The organism is Streptomyces sp. NPDC058880, from assembly GCF_042742535.1.
GTDB lineage: Bacteria > Actinomycetota > Actinomycetes > Streptomycetales > Streptomycetaceae > Streptomyces.
On the sequence record NZ_JBHYMC010000018.1, the window covers coordinates 63,269 to 87,532 of the forward strand.

The 24,264-nt window shown below is 71.2% G+C and carries 23 protein-coding genes and 1 pseudogene; 11 read left to right on the forward strand and 13 right to left on the reverse strand.

Annotated elements, in window-relative coordinates:
- Positions 1 to 11: 11 nt before the first annotated feature.
- Entirely contained in the window at positions 12 to 2,489 is a 2,478-nt protein-coding gene (locus ACFW2G_RS13565; protein WP_384448690.1) for a beta-glucosidase, read from the forward strand.
- Between the two features lie 87 nt (positions 2,490 to 2,576).
- On the opposite strand, the gene ACFW2G_RS13570 is transcribed toward ACFW2G_RS13565, so the two are convergent.
- Positions 2,577 to 3,473 (reverse strand): SGNH/GDSL hydrolase family protein, encoded by an 897-nt coding sequence (locus tag ACFW2G_RS13570; RefSeq protein ID WP_384448687.1) that lies wholly within the window; start codon positions 3,471 to 3,473, stop codon positions 2,577 to 2,579.
- A 249-nt stretch (positions 3,474 to 3,722) separates the two neighbouring features.
- Between ACFW2G_RS13570 and ACFW2G_RS13575 the strand changes: the two genes are divergently transcribed.
- Entirely contained in the window at positions 3,723 to 4,217 is a 495-nt protein-coding gene (locus ACFW2G_RS13575) for a DUF3145 domain-containing protein (RefSeq protein ID WP_037923994.1), read from the forward strand.
- A 146-nt stretch (positions 4,218 to 4,363) separates the two neighbouring features.
- On the opposite strand, the gene fabF is transcribed toward ACFW2G_RS13575, so the two are convergent.
- The 5 genes from fabF to ACFW2G_RS13600 form a co-directional block, all read right to left on the reverse strand.
- Positions 4,364 to 5,629: a beta-ketoacyl-ACP synthase II gene (gene fabF / locus ACFW2G_RS13580; RefSeq protein ID WP_384582311.1), complete on the reverse strand. Its 1,266-nt coding sequence runs from the start codon at positions 5,627 to 5,629 to the stop codon at positions 4,364 to 4,366.
- Positions 5,630 to 5,708: 79 nt separating this feature from the next.
- A complete protein-coding gene (locus tag ACFW2G_RS13585; RefSeq protein WP_030657054.1) occupies positions 5,709 to 5,957 on the reverse strand; it encodes an acyl carrier protein in 249 nt (82 codons plus the stop codon).
- Between the two features lie 55 nt (positions 5,958 to 6,012).
- Complete coding sequence (locus ACFW2G_RS13590) at positions 6,013 to 7,017, reverse strand: ketoacyl-ACP synthase III (RefSeq protein WP_037923999.1); 1,005 nt, start codon at positions 7,015 to 7,017, stop codon at positions 6,013 to 6,015.
- 19 nt (positions 7,018 to 7,036) lie between these two features.
- The gene (locus ACFW2G_RS13595) at positions 7,037 to 7,954 is read right to left on the reverse strand and encodes an ACP S-malonyltransferase (protein ID WP_384582314.1); all 918 of its coding nucleotides are present in this window, start codon (positions 7,952 to 7,954) and stop codon (positions 7,037 to 7,039) included.
- Positions 7,955 to 8,043: 89 nt separating this feature from the next.
- Positions 8,044 to 9,261: a CdaR family transcriptional regulator gene (locus ACFW2G_RS13600; protein WP_052030895.1), complete on the reverse strand. Its 1,218-nt coding sequence runs from the start codon at positions 9,259 to 9,261 to the stop codon at positions 8,044 to 8,046.
- A 92-nt stretch (positions 9,262 to 9,353) separates the two neighbouring features.
- On the opposite strand from ACFW2G_RS13600, the gene ACFW2G_RS13605 reads away from it, so the two are divergent.
- Entirely contained in the window at positions 9,354 to 10,010 is a 657-nt protein-coding gene (locus ACFW2G_RS13605) for a pirin family protein (RefSeq protein ID WP_384448676.1), read from the forward strand.
- A gap of 7 nt (positions 10,011 to 10,017) precedes the next feature.
- Here the strand turns inward: ACFW2G_RS13605 and ACFW2G_RS13610 are convergent, their stop codons facing one another.
- Positions 10,018 to 10,836, reverse strand: coding sequence for a serine hydrolase domain-containing protein (locus ACFW2G_RS13610; protein WP_384582321.1), 819 nt, complete (start codon positions 10,834 to 10,836; stop codon positions 10,018 to 10,020).
- Between the two features lie 78 nt (positions 10,837 to 10,914).
- On the opposite strand from ACFW2G_RS13610, the gene ACFW2G_RS13615 reads away from it, so the two are divergent.
- Complete coding sequence (locus ACFW2G_RS13615; protein WP_384448673.1) at positions 10,915 to 11,325, forward strand: MerR family transcriptional regulator; 411 nt, start codon at positions 10,915 to 10,917, stop codon at positions 11,323 to 11,325.
- Positions 11,322 to 12,344, forward strand: a complete 1,023-nt coding sequence (locus ACFW2G_RS13620; protein ID WP_384448670.1) for an aldo/keto reductase — start codon at positions 11,322 to 11,324, stop codon at positions 12,342 to 12,344. Before ACFW2G_RS13615 ends, ACFW2G_RS13620 begins: the two co-directional genes overlap by 4 nt.
- A 95-nt stretch (positions 12,345 to 12,439) precedes the next feature.
- Here ACFW2G_RS13620 and ACFW2G_RS13625 read toward each other — a convergent pair.
- The 4 genes and pseudogenes from ACFW2G_RS13625 to ACFW2G_RS13640 all read right to left on the reverse strand — a co-directional run.
- A pseudogene (locus ACFW2G_RS13625) lies at positions 12,440 to 12,717 on the reverse strand (GntR family transcriptional regulator); the annotation flags it as partial.
- Between the two features lie 44 nt (positions 12,718 to 12,761).
- Entirely contained in the window at positions 12,762 to 13,613 is an 852-nt protein-coding gene (locus ACFW2G_RS13630) for a DUF4429 domain-containing protein (RefSeq protein ID WP_384448814.1), read from the reverse strand.
- Between the two features lie 57 nt (positions 13,614 to 13,670).
- A complete protein-coding gene (locus tag ACFW2G_RS13635) occupies positions 13,671 to 14,819 on the reverse strand; it encodes an alpha/beta hydrolase (protein ID WP_384582323.1) in 1,149 nt (382 codons plus the stop codon).
- Positions 14,820 to 15,039: 220 nt separating this feature from the next.
- Entirely contained in the window at positions 15,040 to 15,714 is a 675-nt protein-coding gene (locus ACFW2G_RS13640) for a TetR family transcriptional regulator (RefSeq protein WP_384448667.1), read from the reverse strand.
- Positions 15,715 to 16,086: 372 nt separating this feature from the next.
- Here ACFW2G_RS13640 and ACFW2G_RS13645 point away from each other — a divergent pair, with 372 nt between their 5' ends.
- On the forward strand, positions 16,087 to 16,482 hold the full coding sequence (locus ACFW2G_RS13645; protein WP_172671354.1) for a peptidase inhibitor family I36 protein: 396 nt from the start codon (positions 16,087 to 16,089) through the stop codon (positions 16,480 to 16,482).
- On the opposite strand, the gene ACFW2G_RS13650 is transcribed toward ACFW2G_RS13645, so the two are convergent.
- On the reverse strand, positions 16,463 to 17,269 hold the full coding sequence (locus ACFW2G_RS13650; protein ID WP_384582316.1) for a potassium channel family protein: 807 nt from the start codon (positions 17,267 to 17,269) through the stop codon (positions 16,463 to 16,465). The genes ACFW2G_RS13645 and ACFW2G_RS13650 overlap by 20 nt on opposite strands.
- Positions 17,270 to 17,391: 122 nt before the next feature.
- Positions 17,392 to 20,124: a pyruvate dehydrogenase (acetyl-transferring), homodimeric type gene (gene aceE, locus ACFW2G_RS13655; protein ID WP_384448663.1), complete on the reverse strand. Its 2,733-nt coding sequence runs from the start codon at positions 20,122 to 20,124 to the stop codon at positions 17,392 to 17,394.
- Positions 20,125 to 20,585: 461 nt separating this feature from the next.
- On the opposite strand from aceE, the gene ACFW2G_RS13660 reads away from it, so the two are divergent.
- The 5 genes from ACFW2G_RS13660 (at position 20,586) to ACFW2G_RS13680 (ending at position 24,219) form a co-directional block, all read left to right on the forward strand.
- Entirely contained in the window at positions 20,586 to 21,014 is a 429-nt protein-coding gene (locus ACFW2G_RS13660) for a DUF3052 domain-containing protein (RefSeq protein WP_030026015.1), read from the forward strand.
- 175 nt (positions 21,015 to 21,189) lie between these two features.
- Positions 21,190 to 21,648 carry a peroxiredoxin gene (locus ACFW2G_RS13665; RefSeq protein WP_030819487.1) on the forward strand — a complete coding sequence of 153 codons (459 nt, stop codon included), beginning with the start codon at positions 21,190 to 21,192 and terminating at the stop codon, positions 21,646 to 21,648.
- A 139-nt stretch (positions 21,649 to 21,787) separates the two neighbouring features.
- Positions 21,788 to 22,363, forward strand: coding sequence for a TerD family protein (locus tag ACFW2G_RS13670; protein WP_030657021.1), 576 nt, complete (start codon positions 21,788 to 21,790; stop codon positions 22,361 to 22,363).
- A 134-nt stretch (positions 22,364 to 22,497) separates the two neighbouring features.
- Complete coding sequence (locus ACFW2G_RS13675; RefSeq protein WP_037924012.1) at positions 22,498 to 23,073, forward strand: TerD family protein; 576 nt, start codon at positions 22,498 to 22,500, stop codon at positions 23,071 to 23,073.
- Positions 23,074 to 23,106: 33 nt separating this feature from the next.
- Positions 23,107 to 24,219: a DUF475 domain-containing protein gene (locus ACFW2G_RS13680; RefSeq protein WP_037924014.1), complete on the forward strand. Its 1,113-nt coding sequence runs from the start codon at positions 23,107 to 23,109 to the stop codon at positions 24,217 to 24,219.
- Positions 24,220 to 24,264 lie beyond the last annotated feature (45 nt).

Below are 24,264 nucleotides of genomic sequence, written 5' to 3' on the forward strand. Positions count from 1 at the left end.
GAGGCACGGCCGTGACCGATGCCGATCAGGTCCGCGATCAGATACGGGACGCCGCCGTGGAGGCGGCGCTCGGCACGCTCGACCTCGACACCAAGACCCTGCTCCTGGCGGGTCAGGACATGTGGTCCCTGCCCGCGATCCCCGCCATCGGGCTTCAGTCCCTGGTCATGTCCGACGGGCCCGTCGGGGTCCGCGGTGTGCGCTGGACGGCCGACGACCCGTCCCTCGCCCTGCCGTCCCCGACATCCCTCGCCGCCGCCTGGGACCCCGAGCTCGCCCGCCGAGCGGGCCGGCTCCTCGCCCAGGAGGCCCGCCGCAAGGGCGTCCACGTCCTGCTCGCGCCCACCGTCAACCTGCACCGCTCGCCGCTGGGCGGCCGGCACTTCGAGTGCTACTCCGAGGACCCGTACCTCACCGGGGCCGTCGGCAGCGGCTATGTCAGCGGCGTCCAGGACGGCGGCGTCGGCACCACCGTCAAACACTTCGTCGGCAACGACGCCGAGACCGAGCGGTTCACCGTCGACAGTGTCATCGCCCCGCGCCCGCTGCGCGAGCTCTACCTGGCGCCCTTCGAGGCCATCGTCGAGGGCGCCCGCCCGTGGGGCGTCATGACCGCCTACAACCAGGTCAACGGCACGACGATGACCGAGCACCGTCACCTGGTGAACGAGGTCCTGCGCGGTGAGTGGGGCTTCGACGGCTGCAACATCTCCGACTGGATGGCCGCCCGCTCCACCACCGGCGACATCACGGGCGGCATGGACGTGGCCATGCCCGGCCCAGCCACCGTCTACGGTCCCGCCCTCGCCGAGGCCGTCCGCGCCGGGGAGGTGCCCGAGTCCGCCGTCGACGACGCCGTGCGCAACGTCCTGCGCCTGGCCGCCCGGGTCGGAGCGCTGGAGGGCGCCCCGGCCGTCGTCGAGACCGCCCCGGCCCCGGTCGACGGACAGGCGCTGGCCCGGGAACTCGCCACCCGCGGTTTCGTCCTCGTGCGCAACGAGGACGGCGCCCTGCCGCTGGACGCCTCCTCCGGGCGCACCGTCGCCCTCCTCGGGGCCGCCGCGCGCGACGCCCGGGTGCTCGGCGGCGGCAGCGCCACCGTCTTCCCCGAACGCGTCGTCTCCCCCCTCGACGGACTGGCCGCGGCCCTCCCGGCGGGGGCCCTGACCTACGCCGTCGGAGCCGACCCCTCCGAGGAACCCACCCCCGCGGACCAGGGATTCGAGCTCGTCGCCGTGTGCCGGGACGCCTCCGGGGCGATCCTCGGCGAGGGCCGCCTGCCCACCGGCCAGGTCCAGTGGATCGGCGACGACCTGCCCGCGGGCGCCACGTACGCGACGATGGCCAGCATCGAGGTCCGCGGCACGTTCGTACCGCGCGAGAGCGGCGAGCACACCTTCGGCACCCGCGGACTCGGCGCCTTCTCCCTCGCGGTGGGCGGCCGGCGGCTCTGGAGCGGCGTTCAGGAGATGGGCGACGAGGCCGACCCCTTCGAGGCCTTCTTCGGGGCGCCCAGCGAGCGGGCCCGCGTCACCCTCGCCGAGGGCGAGCCCGTGGAGGTGTCGCTGACCTACCGGGTCCCCGACATGACCGCCATGCCGCTCAAGGCCGTCATGTTCTCCCTGCTCCACCTCGGCCCGCGGCGCGACCCCGACGAGCTGATCGCCGAGGCGGTGGCGGCCGCCCGCGCCGCCGACACCGCCGTCGTGGTCGTCGCCACCACCGAGCGCGTGGAGTCGGAGGGCTTCGACCGCGGCGACCTCGCCCTCCCGGGCCGCCAGGACGACCTGGTGCGGGCCGTCGCCGCCGCCAACCCCCGCACCGTGGTGGTCGTCAACGCCGGCTCCCCGGTGGAACTCCCGTGGCGCGAGGACGTTGCCGCCGTCCTGCTGACCTGGTTCCCCGGGCAGGAGGGCGGGGCCGCACTGGCCGACGTACTCCTCGGGGAGGCCGAGCCGGGCGGCCGGCTGCCCACCACCTGGCCCGCGCGGCTGGCGGACGCGCCCGTCACCGAGGTCGTCCCCACCGACGGGCGCCTGGAGTACGTCGAGGGCCTGTTCATCGGGTACCGGGCCTATGAGAAGCACGGCGTCGCTCCCGCCTACCCCTTCGGCCACGGCCTCGGCTACACCGACTGGGCGTACGAGTCCCTGGAGGCCACCGCCGACTCCGTACGGGTCCGCGTCACCAACACCGGCTCGCGGCCCGGCCGCGAGGTCGTCCAGGTCTACCTGGCGCCCGTCGCCACCGCCTCCGGTGGCGCGCAGAACACGACGCCGGAGCGTCCGGCGAGCTGGCTCGCCGGCTTCGCGAGCGTCGCAGCGGGCCCCGGCGAGAGCGTCGAGACCGAGATCCCGCTGCCCGCCCGGGCCTTCGAGATCTGGGACGAGGAGGCCCGCGGCTGGCGGCGGATCGGCGGCGCCTACGAGGTCCGCGTGAGCCACGCGCACGGCGACACGCGGCTCACGACGGTGCTCGACATCGCATGACACGCCGAATGGCCGGAAATCACCCCTGAAAGCCGGTCCGGGGGCGGGCCCTGACTCCCGCCCCCGGACCCTGCGCGCACCGGAGGGTCAGCGCGGCGGTTCGGCCGCCGTCACCTGGCGGTGCGCCAGTTCCGCCAGCCGCGCCTGCCCGTCCTTGCCCGGGTGGAACCAGTCCCAGCGACTCAACTGCTCGGCCGCGAAGGGGTACCGGAACACCGCGCCGCCGTCGTAGCGGCACAGGGCGTCCCGGCCGCAGACCTCGCGCAGTACCTCGTTGTACTCCACGACCCGTGCCCGCACCTGCTCGCGCCTGGCCGTGGCAGCCGCGGCCGGCGACAGCGGATCGGCGAGCATCGACTGGCAGATGCCCAGCTTCCAGACCTGCCGCACCATCGGGAGGTCCTTGCCCTGCTCCCACAGCCGCTGCAGGTCGGGCACGCTGGAGACGTACACCTGGGTGGCCGGGGACGCGGCCCGCAGCTGTGTCATGGCCTGCTCGAAGCCGGACCGGAACTCCGCCACCGGGGTCATCGACGAAGCAGTGGGCCGGCAGGCGTCGTTCGACCCCACCATCACCGTGACCAGGTCGGGCCTGTGCGCGGCGGCGGAGGTCAGCTGGGCCGGCAAGTCCGCCATGCGCGAGCCGGTCACCGCGTAGTTCCAGCTGCGCTCGGGCACCGCGGCCTCCCCGAGCAGCCGGGCGGCGAGGGAGCGGACGGCGGGGTCGCTGCCGGTGGCCCAGGAGACCTCGGGGCAGTCGGCGAGGACCGAACAGGCGTCGAAACCACGCGTGATGGAGTCCCCCGTGGCTGCGATCGAGGTGGGTGCCGTGTTCCACCGGGGGGCGGACCGCGATCCGCCCTCGCCCGGGTCGGCCGACCCGCCCGACTGGCACCCCGTCAGAGCCCCGGCCAGCACCGCGACCGTCGCGCCCGCGCCCGCGAGGGTGCGGCGCGCGCGGCAGCGTGCTGCGGTCCTGCGCATGGGAACGACCCCTCCTTGTCGCCCCCGTGCCGTCCAGGGGGTCCTGCTGAGTGAAAGCTCTGTGTTTACCGGCCCCGGAGCGACCGTACGTCACACCGGGACCCCTGGCGCACGGTAGCTTTTTCCCGTGGCGTTTCGGCCGCAGGTCCCGTTGCGCAATGTCAAATAATTTCCGTTACATTACATCACGTCACAAACTGTCCGTTTTCTGGAGTTTATTCCCGACCTCGTCCACCACTGGAGGTCCCGGTGACGACACGTGGAGTTCTGTACGTGCATTCCGCACCGCGCGCGCTCTGCCCGCACGTGGAATGGGCCGTAGCGGGCGTGCTCGGGGTGCGGGTGAACCTCGACTGGATCAGGCAGCCCGCCTCCCCGGGCACCTGGAGAGCCGAGTTCTCCTGGCGGGCCGAAGCGGGCACCGCTTCGAAACTCGCCTCCGCGCTGCGCGGCTGGCACCTGCTGCGCTTCGAGGTGACCTCGGAGCCCTGTCCGACCGCCGAGGGCGAGCGCTACAGCTCCACACCGGAGCTCGGCATCTTCCACGCCGTCACCGGCCTGCACGGCGACATCCTGATCCCGGAGGACCGGCTGCGCGCCGCGCTGGCCCGGTCCGTCCGCGGTGAGACCGATCTGGAGGCGGAGATCGCCGAACTGCTCGGCAAGCGGTGGGACGACGAACTGGAACCCTTCCGCCACGCGGGCGAGGGCGCGCCCGTCCGCTGGCTCCACCAGGTGGTCTGACCCCTGCCCCGGCCCCCTGACCCGCTCCGTCCGACGCGAAAGGCCCACCCGGAATCAACCGGGTGGGCCTTTCGCGGTGCTCGGACGGCGAGCACCGCGACCATCGGCCGGCAACCGCCGCGGCGGGCGGCGCCGGCTCGGACGTACTAGACGGTGCGGAACGCCAGGGTGACGTTGTGGCCGCCGAAGCCGAAGGAGTTGTTGATCGCGGAGATCGGGCCGTCGGTCGGCAGCTTGCGAGGCTCGCCCACGACGATGTCCGCGTCGATGTCGTCGTCCAGCGCGTCGACGTTGATCGTCGGCGGAGCGATGCGGTGGTACAGCGCCAGCACGGTGGCCACGGTCTCGATACCGCCGGCGCCGCCCAGCAGGTGACCGGTCATCGACTTGGTCGCGGAGATCGCGATGTGGTCGAGGTCGTCGCCGAGGACCTTGCGCAGGGCCTTGATCTCCGCCGTGTCACCCTGCGGGGTGGACGTGGCGTGCGCATTGACGTGGACCAGCTCGGCCGGGTCGAGACCCGTGTTGTCGAGCAGGTTCTGCACCGCGGCCGCGACGCCGCGGCCGGTCGGCTCCGGCTGCGCGATGTGGTGGCTGTCCGCGGACAGGCCCTGGCCCAGCACCTCGCAGTAGACCCGGGCACCGCGCTTCGCGGCGTGCTCGGCGGACTCCAGGATGACGACGCCCGCGCCCTCGCCCAGGACGAAGCCGTCACGGGCCTTGTCGTAGGGCCGGGAGGCAGTCTGGGGGCTCTCGTTGTTCTTCGACATCGCCATCATGTTGGCGAAGGCGGCGATCGGCAGCGGGTGGATCGCCGCTTCGGTGCCGCCCGCGACAACCACGTCGGCGCGGCCGGTGCGGATCATCTCGACGGCGTAGCCGATGGCCTCGGCGCCGGACGCGCAGGCGCTGACCGGAGTGTGCACGCCCGCCTGGGCGTTGACCTCCAGGCCGACGTTGGCCGACGGGCCGTTCGGCATGAGCATGGGGACCGTGTGCGGGGAGACCCGGCGCACGCCCTTTTCCTTCAGTACGTCGTACTGGTCGAGCAGAGTGGTGACACCGCCGATGCCGGAGGCGATCACGGTGCCCAGGCGGTCGGGCGCGACGGACTCGTCCTCGCCCGCCGGAGCGGTGTAGCCGGCGTCGGCCCACGCCTCGCGGGCCGCGATCACGGCGAACTGCGCCGAGCGGTCCAGCTTGCGGGCCAGCGGCCGGGGCAGGACCTCACTGGGGTCCACGGCTACCGGAGCGGCGATGCGTACCGGGAGTTCGGCGAAGCGCTCGCCCTCCAGGGGCTTGACGCCGGAGCGGCCGGCGAGCAGACCTTCCCAGGTCGAAGCGCTGTCGCCACCCAGCGGAGTGGTTGCGCCGATACCGGTGACGACCACGGTGCGATTGGTCGGGCTCACAGGAATTCTTTCTCCACGTCTCAGAGGGTGCTGAATTGTCACGGCGCCACCGCCGGGTGGCGACAAACGCTCGTCAGGCTCAGGCCTGGTGCTTCAGGATGTAGTCCGCGGCGTCGCCGACCGTCTTGAGGTTCTTGACGTCCTCGTCCGGGATCTTGACGTCGAAGCGCTCTTCGGCGGCGACGACGACCTCGACCATGGACAGGGAGTCGACGTCCAGGTCGTCGGTGAAGGACTTGTCGATCTCGACGTCCTCGACCGGGATGCCCGCGATCTCGTTGACGATCTCGGCGAGGCCCTCGACGATCTCCTGCTGCGTGGCGGCCATGTGGCGCTCCTTCTCTGGGTAACTGGGTAGAAAGACCGGGATGCGGATCCCGGCCCTAGGGGAGGGTAACGACCGTCGCGGCGTAGACGAGCCCCGCCCCGAAGCCGATGACGAGCGCGGTGTCGCCGCTCTTCGCCGCTCCGGTCGCCAGGAGCCGCTCCATGGCGAGCGGGATCGAGGCGGCCGACGTGTTGCCGGTGGTCTCCACGTCACGGGCGACCGTCACGTGCTCCGGCAGCTTCAGAGTCTTCACCATCGAGTCGATGATCCGCATGTTCGCCTGGTGCGGGATGAAGACGTCCAGGTCCTCTGCGGTGATCCCAGCGGCGTCGAGCGCCTGCTGGGCCACCTTGGCCATCTCGAAGACGGCCCAGCGGAAGACCGCCTGGCCCTCCTGCGTGATGGCCGGGAACTTCTCTCCGGCGTCCTTGCCGAGGTACTCGTCCCACGGCACGGTCTGCTTGATCGTCTCCGACTTGTCGCCCTCCGAACCCCACACCGTGGGGCCGATGGCCGGCTCGGCCGAGGGGCCGACGACGACCGCGCCGGCTCCGTCGCCGAACAGGAAGGCCGTCGCGCGGTCCTCCAGGTCCGTGAGGTCCGAGAGCCGCTCCACGCCGATGACGAGGACGTACTCCGCGGAACCCTCCACCACCATGCCCTTGGCAAGGGTCAGGCCGTAGCCGAAGCCGGCACAGCCCGCGGAGATGTCGAAGGCGGCAGGCTTGACCGCGCCGATCCGGTGCGCGATCTCGGTAGCGACGGCCGGGGTCTGCTTGAAGTGCGAGACCGTGGAGACGATCACCGCACCGATCTGCTCGGGTCCGACACCGGCGTCGGCCAGCGCCTTGCCCGCGGCTTCCACCGACATGGCCGAGACGGTCTCCTGGGGCGAGGCCCAGTGCCGGGTCGCGATGCCGGAGCGGGAGCGGATCCACTCGTCGGAGGAGTCGATGGTCTCGAGGATGACCTCGTTGGGCACCACACGGGTCGGGCGGTAGCCGCCGACACCGAGGATGCGGGCGTAGGGGGAGCCCTTGGCCGGCTTGATCTTGGACATGCTGTAGGGGCTCCTTCTCTCAGGCCGTCAGTTCGGCGACCAGCGCCGCGGCCTTCTCGAGATCGTCCGGGGTCTTCAGCGCCACGCTCGGTACGCCCTTCAGCGCGCGCTTGGCCAGACCCGTCAGAGTGCCGCCGGGGGACAGCTCGATGATCCCGGTGACACCCAGCTCGGCGAACGTCTCCATGCACAGGTCCCAGCGGACCGGGTTCGCGACCTGGCCGACCAGTCGGGCGACGACGTCGGCGCCCGTGGTGACGACGAGGCCGTCCTTGTTCGAGACGTACTTCAGGGCCGGGTCGGCCGGGGAGAGCGCCTCGGCGGCCTTCTCCAGCTCGGCGACCGCAGGGGCCATGTGGTGCGTGTGGAAGGCGCCCGCGACCTTGAGGGGAACGACCTTCATGGAACCCTCGGGCTTGTCGGCCTGCAGGGCTTCGATCTGCTCCATCGTGCCGGCGGCCACGATCTGGCCCGCGCCGTTGATGTTGGCCGGGGTCAGGCCGAGCTTCTCAAGGTGTGCGACGACGGCGGCGGGTTCCCCGCCGAGCACCGCGGCCATGCCCGTCTCGATGACGGCGGCGGCCTCCGCCATGCCCAGCCCGCGGGTCCGGACGAACGACAGCGCGTCCCTCTCGGGCAGCACGCCGGCGATGGCCGCGGCGGTGATCTCACCGACGCTGTGACCGGCGACGGCGCCGAAGGCCGAGGTCGACCCCAGCGCGGAGGCCGAGAGCAGACCGGCGGCGACCAGCAGGGGCTGGGCGACCGCGGTGTCGCGGATCTCCTCGGCGTCGGCCGTCGTGCCGTATCGGGCGAGGTCCAGGCTGATGGCCTCGGACCACTCGGCGACGCGGTCAGCGGCACCGGGGAGGTCGAGCCAGGGAGTCAAGAAGCCGGGCGTCTGAGCGCCTTGGCCGGGAGCGACGAGTACGAGCACCCTCACACTCTCTCTTGTGGATGGTCCCTGCCGCCCGTGGGGACAGGGACCAAGAACCGTCGGGGTAATTGTTGATGTCCCACAAAAGTCTAGGACTGTGTGTCACCGTCGGCCAGACGCCCCAGAATCAGGGCGATCCGCAGGGTGAACGCCGATCGGACATCGGACGGCGACCAGCCGGTGACGTCGGTCACACGTCGCAGCCGGTAGCGCACCGTATTGGGGTGCACGAACAGCATCCGGGCCGCCCCTTCGAGGCTGCTCGCCTGCTCCAGATAGACGCTCAACGTCTCCAGCAGTGCTGACCCCGCCTCCTCAAGCGGTCTGTAGATCTCCTCCACCAGTTGTTCCCTGGCAGCCGGATCGGAGGCGATCGCGCGTTCCGGCAGGAGATCATCCGCCAGGACCGGCCGCGGAGCGTCCTGCCACGCCGTACAGGCCTTCAGTCCGGCCGCCGCGGCCTGCGCCGACTTCGTCGCGTTCAGCAGATCGGCGACCACCGGACCGGCCACGACCGGACCCGCCGCGAACGGCCCGATCAGGGACTTCGCCACCTGCATCGGGTTGTCGCTGCCGCCCGCGATGACGACCAGACGGTCTCCGAGCACGCCCGTCAGGACCTGGAGCTTGTGGTGGCGGGCCGCCCGTCTGATCGCCTCGACCGTCAGCTCGCTGTCGCCCTCCGGCGCGGTGCCGAGCACCACGCACACGTGCTCCGGGGAGTTCCAGCCCAGCGCCGCCGCCCGCGACAGCGCGCCCTCGTCGGCCTCGCCGGACAGCACCGCGTTGACGACCAGGGACTCCAGCCGGGCGTCCCACGCGCCGCGTGCCTCGGCGGCCTGTGCATACACCTGGGCCGTCGCGAAGGCGATCTCCCGCGCGTAGACCAGCAGCGCCTCGCGCAGGGTCGACTCGTCGCCGGGGGCGGCCACCTCCTCGATCGCGGCCTCCATGACCTCGATCGTGGTGCGGACCATCTCGACCGTCTGACGCAGGGTGATCGCCCGGGTCAGCTCGCGTGGAGCGGTACCGAAGACGTCGGTGGAGATCGCCTGCGGGGTCTCCGGATGCCGGAACCACTCGGTGAAGGCGGCGATGCCGGCCTGCGCGACCAGACCGATCCACGAGCGGTTCTCGGGTGGCATGGCCCGGTACCACGGCAAGGTCTCGTCCATGCGCGCGATCGCGTTGGCGGCGAGTCGGCCGGAGGACTTCTCCAGGCGGCGCAGGGTCGCGGCGTGCGGATGGGCGGGAGCGGGATGCGCGGCGTGTGTGGCGGGCGAATGCTCACGTTCGGGTTGGGGCACGGGACAAGACTGCCTTATCGGGAAGGCTGCGCCGAGTCCGGTCCCGTGTCCGGGCCCGGGTCCGCCCCACCGCTGGGACTACCGTGGCCCTCATGATTGATGTACGCCGCGGCGCCGACCGGTACGAGGGAGGGGACCCGGCCGCCGGGATCACCACCCGGCACGCCTTCTCCTTCGGCTCCTTCTACGATCCGGACAACCTGCGCTTCGGTCCCGTCCTGGCCTGCAACGAGGAGGCCCTCGCGGCCGGCGCGGGCTTCGACGAGCACCCGCACAGCCACACCGAGATCGTGACCTGGGTGATCGAGGGCGAGCTCACCCACCAGGACACCACCGGCGAGGAGAGCGTGGTCCGGCCGGGGGACGTGCAGCGGCTCAGCGCCGGGTCCGGGGCACGCCACGTGGAGCGCAACGACGGCGACCGGCCGCTGCGCTTCGTGCAGATGTGGCTCTCGCCGCTCGCCGCGGGTGGCGAACCCTCCTACGAGGTGCTGCGGGACGTCCCCGACGGCACGCCCTACGAGGTCCCCGCGGCCGGCGCCGCCCTGCACGTACGCCGCCCCGGGGCGGGCGAGCGGGTCGCCGTACCGGCCGCCGAGCGGGTGTACCTGCACGTGGTCCGCGGCGACCTGCGCCTGGACGGGACGGAGCTGGGCCCCGGCGACTCGGTGCGGATCACCGCCGAGAAGGGGCTGGAGATCGTCGCCGGGTCCCCGGGGGAGCTGCTGATGTGGGAGCTGCCGGGCTAGAGGCCGCTCAGGCGGAGCGCAGTTCGGTCAGGACCGCGTCGGTGAACGGGGTCCAGGCCTCGACCGCCCACGGGCCGAAGGGGCGGTCCGTCAGCGCCACGCACGCGGCGCCCACGTCCGGGTCCACCCACAGGAAGGTGCCGGCCTGGCCGAAGTGGCCGAAGGTGCGCGGGGAGGAGGTCAGGCCCGTCCAGTGCGGGGACTTGCCGTCGCGGATCTCCATGCCGAGCCCCCAGTCGTTGGGGGACTGGCTCCCGTACCCCGGCAGGACGCCCCTGAGCCCCGGGTGGACGACCGAGGTGGCCTCGGCCACCGTGCGGACGTCGAGCAGCCGGGGCGCCTGCAGCTCGGCGGCGAAGCGCAGCAGGTCGGAGACGGTGGAAACGCCGTCCTTGGCGGGCGACCCGTCCAGCGTGGTCGAGGCCATGCCCAACGGCTCGAAGACGGCCTGGTGTACGTACTCCGCGAAGGGGATGCCGGTGGCCTTGGCGATGTGGTCGCCCAGCACCTCGAAGCCGGCGTTCGAGTACAGCCGGCGCGTACCGGGCGCGGCCGCCGTGCGGTGCTCGTCGAAGGCCAGGCCGCTGGTGTGCGCCAGCAGGTGACGGACCGTCGACCCCTCGGGTCCGGCCGGTTCGTCCAGCTCGATCGCCCCTTCCTCGTGGGCGACCAGGGCGGCGTACGCGGCCAGCGGCTTGGTGACCGAGGCCAGCGCGAAGCGGTGGCCGACGGGCCCGTGCGCGCCGGCGAGGCTCCCGTCGGCGCGTACAACGGCCGCCGCGGCGGTGTCCACGGGCCAGGTCTCGATGATGCGCAGGCTTTCCATGCCGCTCACGGCCTCCTTGCTGTCCATGCGGCCGAGCCTACTTGCTTGGAGTGCACTCAAGGGTTCTAGCGTGGGGCCATGAGCGAGAGCCGGGGCCCGAGCCTGACGCAGACGCGGTACACGATCAGCGAGGTGGAGGCCCGGACCGGTCTGAGCCAGCACACCTTGCGCTGGTACGAGCGGATCGGCCTGATGCCGCATGTGGACCGCTCCCACTCGGGCCGGCGGCGGTTCACCGACAAGGACCTCGACTGGCTGGGCTTCGTGGGGAAGCTGCGCGCCACGGGGATGTCGGTGGCGGACATGGTCCGCTACGCCGAGCTGGTCCGCGAGGGCGATCACACTGCCGAGGCACGCCGTGAACTGCTGGAACGCACCCGAAGCGAGGTGCGGGCACGGCTGGCGGAGCTGACGGACGCACTGGCCGTACTGGACTACAAGATCGACATGTACGCGATGGAGAAGGTCTCGGGGAAGGGACGGCAATGACGGAGCACGGCGACGCCATGGCGCAGGTCGAGCTGGGTGGGGGCGGCCCGCTGGTCGGCGTCCAGGGCCTGGGGTGCATGGGCATGAGCGAGTTCTACGGGGACACCGACGAGGCGGCCGCCCGGGAGACCCTAGCGGCGGCGCTGGCCGCCGGTGTCACCCTCTTCGACACGGCGGACGTCTACGGCCGCGGCCGCAACGAGGAGTTCCTGGCCCCGTTCGTGGCCGCACACCGCGACGACATCACCCTGGCGACGAAGTTCGCCATAGAGCGCACCGACGACCCCGCCCACCGGGGCGTCCGCAACGACCGCGGGTACGTCCGCGCCGCCGTCGAGGGCAGCCTGCGACGGCTCGGCGTGGACGTCATCGACCTCTACTACATGCACCGGCGCGATCCGGCCGTGCCGCTCGCCGAGTCGGTGGGGGCCATGGCCGAGCTGGTGCAGGAGGGCAAGGTGCGCCACCTCGGACTCAGCGAGGTCACCGGCGCGGAGCTGCGCGAGGCATACGCCGTGCACCCGATCGCGGCGCTCCAGTCGGAGTGGTCGCTGTTCAGCCGGGACGTGGAACGCAGCGCGGTGGCCGCGGCGGCGGAGCTGGGGGTGGCCTTCGTGCCCTACTCCCCGCTCGGCCGGGGCTTCCTGACCGGGGCCTTCACGGACGCCTCAGCGGAGCTGTCGCAGGACGACTTCCGCCGCCACCAGCCGCGGTTCACCGGCGGCAACGCGAAGGCCAACGCGGCGCTGCTGGCCCCGGTCCGGGAGATCGCGGCGCAGCTGGGCGCGAGTCCCGCGCAAGTCGCCCTCGCCTGGGTGCACGGGCGGGCGGCGGTGCACGGGCTGACCGTGGTCCCGATCCCGGGCACCCGTCGGGCGGAGCGACTGCGCGAGAACACCGCGGCGGCCCGGATCACGCTCACGCCGGCGCAGCTGGCGTTGCTGGAGCCGATCGCGGCGCAGGTCGCGGGGGACCGCTATCCGGACATGACCTTCACCTCGGCGGCCCGGGAGGCGTAGCGGCCGTCGGCCTCAGGGGTGTCGGGCCCGCAGCACCGCGAAGGCGCCCGAGAGGGCGAGCGCGGCCAGGACCGCCTCGATCACCGGATCGTCCGTCACGTGTCGTCCCCCTCGAAGTGTTGGTCCAGTACGGAAGTGAAGAGCGCGGCCACGTCGTCTCGTTCCATCCCCGCGGCGCTCGCCCGCCGTGCCCAGTCGGCCAGTTCCCCGCGCAGGGGCGAGTCGGCCGGGCGCCCGCCAGGGACCTGCGCACGAAGGTGCCCATGCCCCGGCGGGCCTCCACCAGGCCCTCGCGCTCCAGCTTCCGATAGGCCTTGAGCACCGTGTTCGGGTTGATGGCCGTCGCCTCGACGACCTCGCGCGCGGTGGGCCGGCGGATCAGGGGGTGGGCTCCGGCCGTGATCCGCCGGACACGCGCTAGCGGGACCCGGCGGTGAAGCGGTCCCGCAGGGTCGTGTACTCGCCGTCGGTCAGCAGGCCGGCCGAGTAGAGCTCGCTCAGGTGCCGGAGCCGTTCGTCCCCCGAGCGGCCGCGGGCGGCGCCGACCGGGGTCCGGCCGCGCGTGGCGGCGAGGACGGCCGCGGCGAAGGGCAGCGACTCGTGCACCGCCCCGTAGCCCACGCCGAAGACGGCCGTCGCGAGGTCGTGGTCCGGGCGGGGGTCGGCCGGGGTCTGCTGGGGTTCCCGCAGCAGCAGCCGCAGGTGGCCGCCGGTGCCGCCGGGAGAGCGCCACTCGACGCCGGTGAGCTCGGCCAGCGGGTAGGACTGGTCGCCCGCCTTCCACTTCGTGCCGGTCGCGCCGGTGCGCGACCAGTGGAAGCCGACCGCGGAGCCGTCGAAGCCGACCCTCGCGTCGTACGCCTTCAGCTGCAGCGGCGGCTGCGGTACGTCGACCAGGAAGCGCGGGGCCGGCTCGGCGACCTCCGGCCCGAGTCGGGCGCGCAGGGCGGCGGCGAACGCCTCGGCCGATGTCGCCCGGTCACCAGGCAGCACCATCCGGTACGGGTCGCACGCCTCCTTGAGCTGTCCGGCGGCGGCCTCCATGAGCGGGTCCGCACCCGGGCGCGGGACGGCGCGCAGGACCACCGTGTCCCGCCTTCCGGCGGCCACGGTCACGGCCGACACCGCTTCCAGGGGTATTCGGCGCGACCCCAGCGCCTGCCACAGCCTCGGTGTGCGCAGCCCCCGTGTGAAGCGGATGAGCACTGAGTCCGAGTCGAACTCCCAGACGGCATGATTTCCGGCCAGTACGTCACCCATGCGCCACATGGTAAAGGGAGCCACCCCCGTGCGTCCCCCTCGATGCTGTGGCCGATTTCCGCACCTCTACGCGCGTCGGTCCTGCTCGGCCCCGGAAATTCCACGGCGACACGCGTCGTCGCCGGTGGCGCACACGACGGAATCGAACGCGCCGGTTCCGATTCTGGCGAAGTTGGCCATCGACTCCGTACCTGGCGCGAAATAGCCGGTGTGGTTCCTGGCCCTGGCCGACGACAGCAGCCGCGCGCCGAACTCCGGGGACACCGGGTCGGCACCGTGGCCCACGCCGCCGACCTCCAGGTGCGGCACGTCGGCGATCCAGTCGCCCTCGTCGCGCGTTGCCCAGACGCGCGCCGACGTCCGCAGGCCCGCGACGTTCTCCGCCCGCATGCCGGGGCTGCCTGCGACGACCACGTCCGTCACGCGCCGGGGCAGCTCGTGCGCGGCGACCCCGCACACCACCGACCCGTAGCTGTGGCAGAACAGCGCCACGCTGGAGTTCCCGGGCAGGGACACCGTCAGGGCCTTCAGCCGGACGGCGCCGTCGAAAGCCATCCGCCCCGTGGCGGCGTCCACACCGACCCCGGCGGGGGCGGTGTAGCCCGCCCAGGCGATGACCGCCGTCCGGCTCTTCGGCGCGGCCGTCCGTTCGGTCTCGTACAAGGCCTCGGCCATGCCGACGGGCGAGGTCAGCCGGCGCTGGGTGCGCTCGAAGGTGAGGAGGTCGGTGTCCACGCCGGGAACGATCACCGAGACCCGCTCGGCGCCGTCGAGGTCGCCGAAGACCTCGGCCGCCCGACCGCCGCCGGTGGGGTCGAACGCGAGGATCTGGCGGCCGGGTTCGGCGAGCGAGGCGAAGCGGTGGGAGCGCCGGGCGGCCTCGGCCCGGTCGGCCGGGGTCAGCGCGACGTCGTGGCTGCGGGCCTCCTCCACCAGCCGGGCCTTCTCCAGCCCGCGCCGGTTGGCCCGGTAGCGGGTGTCGACCGGTACGCCGTCGAGGTTGCCGACGACGAGCGGGTAGCCGTCGGCGAGGCGGGCCCGCTGCGCGTCGTCGAGGCCCGCGAAGAAGCGGGCCACCGTCCGCACGGGGGCGTCCGCCGGCGGCACCGGCCGGCCGTCCAAGTGCGCCTTGGACCAAGCGTCGAGAGCGGTCACGCGCAGCGGCGTGCCCCCCTCGGGGCGGTGCACGGCCGTCCAGCCGGTGGTCGCCAGCATGATCAGGACGACCGTCAGCGCGAGCAGGGTGCGCAGGGCGGCCGGGCGCGGGTCGGCGCCTGGAACGGTGGAGTGGGCGAGGCCGGGCAGATTCACTGGGACCAGCGTAGGAGACCGATTCCGGGCCTGGCGCGCCGGGTGACGGGGGTCACGCCCGACCGTGCGACCCCGCGGCGGGCGGACCGGCTGCCGCGACACCCCGGGTGAAAGATCCGAAATGTCACTTCGTCGGGGTGGCTCGTCGCCACCGCCCCGCCAGAGCTGGGCCGATGCTGTCGAGATGGCTGTCCGCCAGCCGGCGGAGCGCTTGCACACTCGTCTCGTCCCCCTGTCCCCAGAGCCGCCCCGTGACCCTCATCACCCCGAAGAACGAGGCGGCGGCCACCCGGGACCGCGGGTCGGCGTCCACGTCCAGGCCCTCCCGCGCGGCGACCAGCCGGGAGACCCGCTCCTCCAGCTCGGTGGAGCGCCGCAGGTGCACGGCGAGCAGGGCCGGGGTGGACTCGATCAGGCGGTAGCTGCGCAGGTAGAGGTCGACCGGGACCACCCCGCAGAGGGCATCGTCGAGCGTGTCCCACGCGCAGATCAGCGCGCCCCGCATCGCCTCCAGCGGCCCCTCGGACGGCGGCCGTGCCTGCAGCTCGGCGACGAAATGCGACTCCACCAGATCCTGGACGGCGAAGACGGCCTCCTCCTTGTTGGCGAAGTAGCGGAAGAAGGTGCGCTGGGACACCGCCACCGCGGCGGTGATCTCGTCGACGGTGGTGCGCTCGTACCCCCGGGAGACGAAGAGCACGAGCGCGGCGCGCAGCAGCGCACCGCGGGTGCGCCTCTTCTTGCGTTCGCGCAGGCCGGCCACCGGCGCGGCCGGCGCCGTCCGTTCGTCGATCGCCACCGCCGGGCTCCTCTCTGACGCCGGATGGGCGGTCAGATTACCCGTGACCCATGGTCCCGCGGCCGATTGGCGGAGCCGTTCGCGAAGGGGCGTCCGACCGGCGCCGGATGACACGTTCGGGGCGGCCGCCCGGGCCGTCGGGTGCGCCCGCGGCCCCGCTCACGGGCGCGAACGACCCCGCCGCACCCGCTCCCGGACGGGTCAATTCCGCGCGAGTGAAGGGCCTGCCGGACGCGTGCGGAGAGCCTGTCGCCTATCAGGGTGGACCTGCCCGGCAGCCCTTCCGGCCGAGCGTCATCGCAGGTCAGCGTGGTGTCAGCGGGGCACCGGAAGCGGTCCGGGGCCCGCCCGTCCACAAGGAGTTGACCCGTCATGCGTACGTGTGGAACCTCCCGCATCACCACCACCCTCGCCGCGACCGCCCTGGCCCTCACCGCCCTTATCCCGACCACAGCCGGCACGGCGCACGCCGCGGGCCCGCCGGGCCTCGGGTCCTGCGCAAGCGGACAGCTGTGCCTGTGGGCGAAACCGGACTTCAAGGGCACCCGGCAGATCCACGAGCTGAGCACCCTGGACATCAACAGCTGCACCGCCCTGCCCGCCGGCACCAGCGCCCAGTCGCTGGTCAACCGCACCGCGCGCCCGGTCACCACCTACCAGTCGGCCGAGTGCGCGGAGACCGGCGAATTCCAGACCTACCCGGGCGACGGGGTCTGGCTGCCCCAGTCCCCCTACCAGGTACGGGCCTTCAAGGTGTGGGAGAGGTAGCGTCCCGCTGCGCCGGGGCTCCGGCCCCGGCGGCCGCGGCCGGCGGCGCGGCCTCGCCGTCCGCCGAGCCGCCCAGCCGGGCGACCTCGCCGCGCAGTGCCCGCACCTCCGCCCGGAGCTCCTGGATCGCGGCCAACTGGAGCCGTTCGGCCTGGTCGTCGCGCTCGAAGCGGGAGATGAACCACGCAGCGATGTTGGCGGTCACCACACCGAGCAGCGCGATCCCGGACAGCATCAGGCCCACCGCCAGGACCCGTCCAAGGCCGGTGGTGGGGGAGTGGTCGCCGTAGCCGACCGTCGTCATCGTGGTGAAGGACCACCACACGGCGTCGCCCAGATTCTTGATGTTCCCGTCGGGTGCGTCCCGCTCCGCGCTCAGCACGGCTAGCGAACCGAACATCAGCAGCCCGACTACCGAGCCGGCCACGTAGGTCGTCAGCTGGATCTGCGGGGCCATCCGGGCCCGCCGGCCCACCAGCATCAACGTGGCGACCAGCCGCAGCAGCCGCAGCGGCTGCACGAGCGGCAGCACCACGGCCGTCAGGTCCAGCCAGTGGGTCCGCACGAACCGTCCCCGATCCGCCGAGAGGGCCAGGCGCACCAGATAGTCCACGGCGAAGGCGCCCCACACCACCCACTCCACGTAGCTGCAGGCGTCGTGCACCCGCGCGCCCGCGTCTGGAGCGACGATGGGCACGGCGTACGCCACGGCGAAGGCCGTGGCGAGGACGAGCAGCGGGGTCTGGCTCCACCGCTCCCACAGCAGCTGGCGGGATGGTTCCTTCATGCGGAGCATCGTAGGCAACGCCCGAAGAGCGCGGGACCTGGCCGAAGCCGGGACCCGCGCCCGGGGACCGCACGCCGGGCGGACGCCCCGCGTGCGGTCCCTCCGTCCGGACCCCGCTGGGGTCAGGCGTCGCCGCCGGCCGCGCCCGGGTCCGCCGCCGCCACGTCGAGCAGCTGGTACTTGTCGACGGCCTGCTTCAGCACCGAGCGGTCCACCTTCCCCGCCCTGGCCAGCTCGGTCAGCGTCGCCAGCACCACGGACTGGGCGTCGATGTGGAAGAACCGCCGGGCCGCACCGCGGGTGTCCGCGAAGCCGAAGCCGTCCGCGCCCAGCGAGGTGTACGCGCCGGGCACCCACCGCGAGATCTGGTCCGGAACGGACCGCATCCAGTCCGAGACCGCCACGAACGGCCCCTCCGCACCTGACAGCTTCCGCGTCACGTAGGGCACGCGCTGCTCCTCCTCGGGGTGGAGCAGGTTGTACTCCTCCACCTCGACGGCTTCGCGACGCAGCTCGTTCCAGGAGGTCGCCGACCAGACGTCCGCCCGGACGTTCCACTCCTCGGCGAGGATCCGCTGGGCCTCCAGGGCCCACGGCACCGCCACACCGGATGCCATCAGCTGGGCCGGGACGGCGCCCGCGGTGCCCTGCGAGACCCGGTGGATGCCCTGGAGGATGCCCTCCACGTCGACGTCCGCAGGTTCCGCCGGGTGCTGGATCGGCTCGTTGTAGACGGTCAGGTAGTAGAAGACGTCCTCGGCCTCGGGGCCGTACATCCGGCGCAGACCGTCCTGGACGATGTGCGCGATCTCGTACCCGTACGCCGGGTCGTACGCCACACAGCCCGGGTTCGTGGAGGCCAGCAGCTGGGAGTGGCCGTCCGCGTGCTGCAGACCCTCACCCGTGAGGGTGGTCCGTCCGGCGGTCGCACCCAGCACGAAACCGCGCGCCAGCTGGTCGGCCATCTGCCAGAACTGGTCACCCGTGCGCTGGAAGCCGAACATCGAATAGAAGACGTACACCGGGATCAGCGGTTCGCCGTGCGTCGCGTACGCCGAACCCGCGGCGATGAGCGACGCCGTGCAGCCCGCCTCGGAGATGCCGTCGTGCAGCATCTGGCCGGTCGGGGACTCCTTGTAGGCCAGCAGCAGGTCGCGGTCGACCGCCTCGTACTGCTGGCCCAGCGGGTTGTAGATCTTGGCGCTCGGGAAGAAGGCGTCCATGCCGAAGGTGCGGTACTCGTCGGGCGCGATCAGCACGAAGCGCTTGCCGATCTCCTTGTCCCGCATCAGGTCCTTCAGGATGCGGACGAAGGCCATCGTGGTGGCGATCGACTGCTGGCCCGAGCCCTTCTTGGCGGCCGCGTACGTCTTCTCGTCGGGCAGCGGGAGAGGCTCGGCACGCACCACCCGCGTCGGCACGTAGCCGCCGTGCGCGCTGCGCTGGTCGTGCATGTACTGGATCTCGGGGGAATTGCGGCCCGGGTGGTAGTACGGCGGGGCGCCGCTCTCCAGCTGCGCGTCCGTGATCGGGATGTGCAGGCGGTCGCGGAAGCGCTTGAGGTCGTCGACCGTGAGCTTCTTCATCTGGTGCGTGGCGTTGCGGCCCTCGAAGTTCGGACCGAGCGTCCAGCCCTTCACCGTCTGGGCCAGGATCACCGTCGGCTGGCCCTTGTGAGCCTTGGCCGCCGCGTACGCCGCGTAGACCTTCTTGTGGTCGTGACCGCCGCGACCCAGGTGCTGGATCTGGTAGTCGGTCATGTTCTCGACCATCGCGCGCAGCCGCTGGTCGCCGCCGAAGAAGTGCTCGCGGATGTAGGCACCCGACTCGGTGGCGTACGTCTGGAACTGCCCGTCGGGCGTGGAGTTCATCTTGTTGACCAGGATGCCGTCGCGGTCCTGGGCCAGCAGCGGGTCCCAGGAACGGTCCCAGATCAGCTTGATGACGTTCCAGCCGGCGCCCCGGAACTGCGACTCCAGCTCCTGGATGATCTTGCCGTTGCCGCGGACCGGGCCGTCGAGGCGCTGCAGGTTGCAGTTCACCACGAAGGTCAGGTTGTCCAGGCCCTCGCGGGCGGCGATCGACAGCTGGCCGAGCGACTCCGGCTCGTCCATCTCGCCGTCGCCCAGATACGCCCAAACGTGGGACTTGGAGGTGTCCGCGATCCCGCGCGCCTCCATGTAGCGGTTCATCCGGGCCTGGTAGATCGCCCCCAGCGGACCGAGGCCCATCGAGACGGTCGGGAACTCCCAGAAGTCCGGCATCAGCCGCGGGTGCGGGTAGCTGGAGAGGCCGTACGGGGCCTTCGACTTCTCCTGGCGGAACGCGTCGAGCTGCTGCTCGGTCAGCCGGTCCAGGAGGAAGGCGCGGGCGTAGATGCCGGGGGAGGCGTGGCCCTGGAAGAAGATCTGGTCGCCGCCGTCGCCCTCGTCCTTGCCCCGGAAGAAGTGGTTGAAACCCACGTCGTAGAGGGAAGCGGAGGAGGCGAACGTGGCGATGTGGCCGCCGACGCCGATCCCGGGACGCTGGGCGCGCGAGACCATCACGGCCGCGTTCCACCGGGTGGCGTTCAGGACCTTGCGCTCGATCTCCTCGTTTCCGGGGAAGAACGGCTCGTCCTTGGTCGCGATCGTGTTCACGTAGTCCGTGCTGCGCATCTCGGGCACGGCCACGCGCCTCTCGCGCGCCCGCTCGATCAGCCGCAGCATGAGGTAGCGGGCCCGTTCGCGGCCCCGCTCGTCGACCGCTGCGTCCAGGGAGTCGAGCCACTCCTGCGTCTCCTCCGGATCGAAGTCCGGGACCTGACTCGGCAGGCCGCCAATGATGATCGGATTGCGATCGGATGCGGAAGCCACGCTGTTCCTTCGCTGTCGGGGGAGTCGCGCCTTGGGTGCGCCGCCTCCCATGGTCTTACGCTCGGCCGTAATCGTCATCCGTACCACTGGGTAACCCCTGCGATCGGCGGGGAGATCCGGCAAGGTGCGGGCGGGTCCGGTTCCGCGGTGGGGGGTGGCGGGTGCGACCAAATCGCAACCTTACGCCCCAGCCGGTCGGCGGCCCCGGGAGGCCGTTCGTCCCTCAAACAGGTAGGAAAGTCCTCATGCGATGCGAATGAGCTGGAATGGTGTGGGATGAATCACCAATGGTGCACACGAGTGTGCTGAAAGTTGAGGCGAGACGGCCGTAATCGTCACCGTTTCGACGGTCTCGGCGGCCGGGTACTTGCGCGATCCGCCGCGCCCGTGTGGACTACGCCCAATGCTGCGCGTACGCGCGCCGCCGAAGACATTCACCGAACATGAGCAGGAGGCACCCCGTGAGCGCGACCGCGGACCACGCGGAGAGCCTGGCCGCCCGGCTGGGTTTCCAGTCCGAACAGGTGGTCCAGGAGATCGGCTACGACGACGACGTCGATCAGGAATTCCGTGACCTCGTCGAGGAGCTCGTCGGCGAACTCGTCGACGAGGACTACGACGATGTCGCCGACGCGGTGCTGCTGTGGTTCCGCGAGGACGACGGCGATCTGACGGACGCGCTGGTCGATGCCACCGAGCTGGTCGAGGACGGCGCACTGATCCTGCTGCTGACCCCCAAGACGGGCCGTGACGGCTACGTCGAGGCCAGCGACATCAGCGAGGCGGCCGAGACGGCCGGTCTCTCGCAGACCAGGAGCGTCAGCGTCGGCAAGGAATGGGCCGCCACCAAGCTGGTGACGCCCAAGACCGCCGCCAAGTCCAAGCGCTGAGCCGCGCCCGCTGCCGAGCGGACACGCTTCCACACCCCGCCGACCAGGTGCCCCCGGTCGGCGGGGTGTGTGCGTTCCGCGCGTTTCACAGACCCGGGCACGCCCGGTCAGGACCTAGGCTTTGACTCACCCGAACAGCCCAATGCCGGGATGCAGGAACGAAGGGATGCGAGAGATGGCGATCGAGGTCGGCGACAAGGCCCCGGACTTCGAGCTCAAGGACAACCACGGTGCCACCGTGCGGCTCTCCGATTTCCGGGGGGAGAAGGCCGTGGTGCTGCTCTTCTACCCGTTCGCGTTCACCGGTGTCTGCACCGGTGAACTCTGCGAGCTGCGCGACCAGCTTCCGCGCTTCCAGAACGACGATGTCCAGCTCCTCGCCGTCTCCAACGACTCCGTGCCGACCCTGCGGGTCTTCGGCGAGCAGGAGGGCCTGGAGTACCCGCTGCTGTCGGACTTCTGGCCGCACGGCGAGACCTCGCGCGCCTACGGAGTCTTCGACGAGGACAAGGGCTGCGCGGTCCGCGGCACCTTCATCATCGACAAGGACGGCGTGGTGCGCTGGACTGTCGTCAACGGACTGCCCGACGCGCGTGACCTGAACGAGTACATCAAGGCGCTCGACAGCCTCTGATGGCGTCCGCGCGGCTCGTCGCGCGCGGTTCCCTGCGAAAACCGCCAACGGGCGGGAACCCGTCACTAGGATCGAAACGTTGATCCGGTAGCAACCGCACGACGGGGCACCGCCCCACACAGCAACCAATGGAGGACCCGTGGGAGTCAGCCTCAGCAAGGGCGGCAACGTCTCGCTGACCAAGGCCGCGCCTAACCTGACGGCGGTCATCGTCGGTCTGGGCTGGGACGCTCGCACCACCACCGGTGTCGACTTCGACCTCGACGCCAGCGCGATCCTGACCAACGACCAGGGCAAGGTCGCCAGCGATGCGAACTTCGTCTTCTTCAACAACCTGAAGAGCCCCGACGGCTCGGTCGAGCACACGGGTGACAACACCACCGGTGAGGGCGAGGGCGACGACGAGGCGATCAAGGTCAACCTCGCCGGCGTCCCGGGTGACGTCGCCAAGATCGTCTTCCCTGTCTCGATCTACGAGGCCGAGACCCGCCAGCAGAGCTTCGGTCAGGTCCGCAACGCCTACATCCGCGTGGTGAACCAGGCCGACAACACCGAGCTCGCCCGCTACGACCTCTCCGAGGACGCCTCGACCGAGACCGCCATGGTCTTCGGCGAGCTCTACCGCAACGGCGCGGAGTGGAAGTTCCGCGCCATCGGTCAGGGCTACGCCTCCGGCCTGCGCGGCATCGCGCAGGACTTCGGCGTCAACGTCTGAGTCCGAGAAGTCCGTCCGTCCGGCGCCGTGCACTGTGTGTACGGCGCCGGACGTGCTTCGCGCGCAGCACCGCACCACCGCCACGCCGAACCATCCGTCACACCGCCACACCGTCGTCCGGGGAGGACCACAACATGGGCGTCACACTCGCCAAGGGGGGCAATGTCTCCCTGTCCAAGGCCGCGCCGAACCTCACCAGGGTTCTGATCGGTCTCGGATGGGACGCGCGCTCGACCACGGGAGCCGATTTCGACCTCGATGCCAGCGCGCTGCTCTGCAACGGCGGCCGGGTGCTGGGGGACGAGTACTTCGTCTTCTACAACAACCTGAAGAGCCCCGACGGCTCCGTCGAACACACGGGGGACAACCTCACGGGCGAGGGTGAGGGCGACGACGAGTCGATCATCATCGACCTCACCAAGGTGCCGGCCGAGGTGGACAAGATCGTCTTTCCGGTCTCGATCCACGAGGCGGACACCCGCCGGCAGAGCTTCGGCCAGGTCAGCAACGCTTTCATCCGTGTGGTCAACCAGGCCGACGGCCAGGAACTGGCCCGCTACGACCTCTCCGAGGACGCCTCCAGCGAGACCGCGATGATCTTCGGCGAGGTCTACCGGTACGGCGGCGAATGGAAGTTCCGTGCGGTGGGGCAGGGGTACGCGTCGGGCCTGAGGGGCATCGCTCTAGACTTCGGGGTCAACGTTTCGTAAAGCCTTTCAAGACGCATGGGGTGTCAGGTGCCAGTGGTTCTGAAAACCTTCGGCTGGTCGTTCGCCATCACGGCGCTCGGCCTCGCCTTCGCCGCGTGGCAGTGGGGGTGGGAGGCGTTCGGGGTCGTACTGATCCTGTCGATCCTCGAAATCTCGCTGTCCTTCGACAACGCGGTCGTCAATGCCGGAATCCTGAAGAAGATGAATGCCTTCTGGCAGAAGATCTTCCTCACTGTCGGCATCCTGATCGCCGTCTTCGGCATGAGGCTGGTCTTCCCGGTGGCGATTGTCGCCATCAGTGCGAAGGTCGGCCCCATCGAGGCGATCGAGCTGGCTCTGGATCAGCCCGACCAGTACGAGGCCCTGGTCACCGACGCCCATCCGGCCATCGCCGCGTTTGGCGGAATGTTCCTGCTGATGATCTTCCTCGACTTCATCTTCGAGGAGCGCGACCACAAGTGGCTCGCGTGGCTGGAGCGTCCGCTGGCCAAGCTCGGCAAGGTCGACATGTTGTCGGTCTGCGTCGCGTTGATCGCCCTGCTGGTCTCGGCGATGACCTTCGCCGTCAACGCCCACACCAGCACCGGCAACACCGACAAGTCCGCCACCGTGCTGCTCGCCGGCGTCGCCGGCCTGATCACCTACCTGATCGTCGGCGGCTTGTCCTCGTACTTCGAGGACAAGCTGGAGGAGGAAGAGGAGCGCGAGCACGAGGAGGAGGAGAAGGCCAAGGCCGCGGGCAAGCCCGTGTCCGCCGTCGGCCTCGCCGGCAAGGCCGCGTTCTTCCTCTTCCTCTACCTGGAGGTCCTCGACGCCTCGTTCTCCTTCGACGGGGTCATCGGCGCCTTCGCCATCACCAACCACATCTTCTGGATGGCGCTCGGCCTCGGCATCGGAGCCATGTACGTCCGTTCGCTCACGGTCTACCTGGTCCGCCAGGGCACCCTGGACGACTACGTCTTCCTGGAGCACGGCGCGCACTACGCGATCGGTGCGCTCGCCGCCATCCTGCTCGTCACCATCCAGTACGAGATCAGCGAGATCATCACCGGCCTCATCGGCGTGGTGCTGATCGCCGCCTCCTTCTGGTCCTCGGTGCGCCGCAACAAGCGCCTGGAACTGGAGGGTTCCTCCGTCGAGGCATGACCGCGGCGTTAATGCGGAACGCTCCCTTGCGGGGCGGTCCACCGG

Bases quoted from the DNA above. Each gene is read 5' to 3' on its own strand.
- ACFW2G_RS13570 (WP_384448687.1), bottom strand. From the start codon at position 3,473: ATGCGCAGGACCGCAGCACGCTGCCGCGCGCGCCGCACCCTCGCGGGC.
- ACFW2G_RS13585 (WP_030657054.1), bottom strand. From the start codon at position 5,957: ATGGCCGCCACGCAGCAGGAGATCGTCGAGGGCCTCGCCGAGATCGTC.
- ACFW2G_RS13590 (WP_037923999.1), bottom strand. From the start codon at position 7,017: ATGTCCAAGATCAAGCCGGCCAAGGGCTCCCCCTACGCCCGCATCCTC.
- ACFW2G_RS13605 (WP_384448676.1), top strand. From the start codon at position 9,354: ATGATTGATGTACGCCGCGGCGCCGACCGGTACGAGGGAGGGGACCCG.
- ACFW2G_RS13610 (WP_384582321.1), bottom strand. From the start codon at position 10,836: ATGGAAAGCCTGCGCATCATCGAGACCTGGCCCGTGGACACCGCCGCG.
- ACFW2G_RS13615 (WP_384448673.1), top strand. From the start codon at position 10,915: ATGAGCGAGAGCCGGGGCCCGAGCCTGACGCAGACGCGGTACACGATC.
- ACFW2G_RS13620 (WP_384448670.1), top strand. From the start codon at position 11,322: ATGACGGAGCACGGCGACGCCATGGCGCAGGTCGAGCTGGGTGGGGGC.
- ACFW2G_RS13630 (WP_384448814.1), bottom strand. From the start codon at position 13,613: ATGTGGCGCATGGGTGACGTACTGGCCGGAAATCATGCCGTCTGGGAG.
- ACFW2G_RS13635 (WP_384582323.1), bottom strand. From the start codon at position 14,819: ATGCTGGCGACCACCGGCTGGACGGCCGTGCACCGCCCCGAGGGGGGC.
- ACFW2G_RS13645 (WP_172671354.1), top strand. From the start codon at position 16,087: ATGCGTACGTGTGGAACCTCCCGCATCACCACCACCCTCGCCGCGACC.
- ACFW2G_RS13650 (WP_384582316.1), bottom strand. From the start codon at position 17,269: ATGAAGGAACCATCCCGCCAGCTGCTGTGGGAGCGGTGGAGCCAGACC.
- ACFW2G_RS13665 (WP_030819487.1), top strand. From the start codon at position 21,190: ATGGCGATCGAGGTCGGCGACAAGGCCCCGGACTTCGAGCTCAAGGAC.
- ACFW2G_RS13675 (WP_037924012.1), top strand. From the start codon at position 22,498: ATGGGCGTCACACTCGCCAAGGGGGGCAATGTCTCCCTGTCCAAGGCC.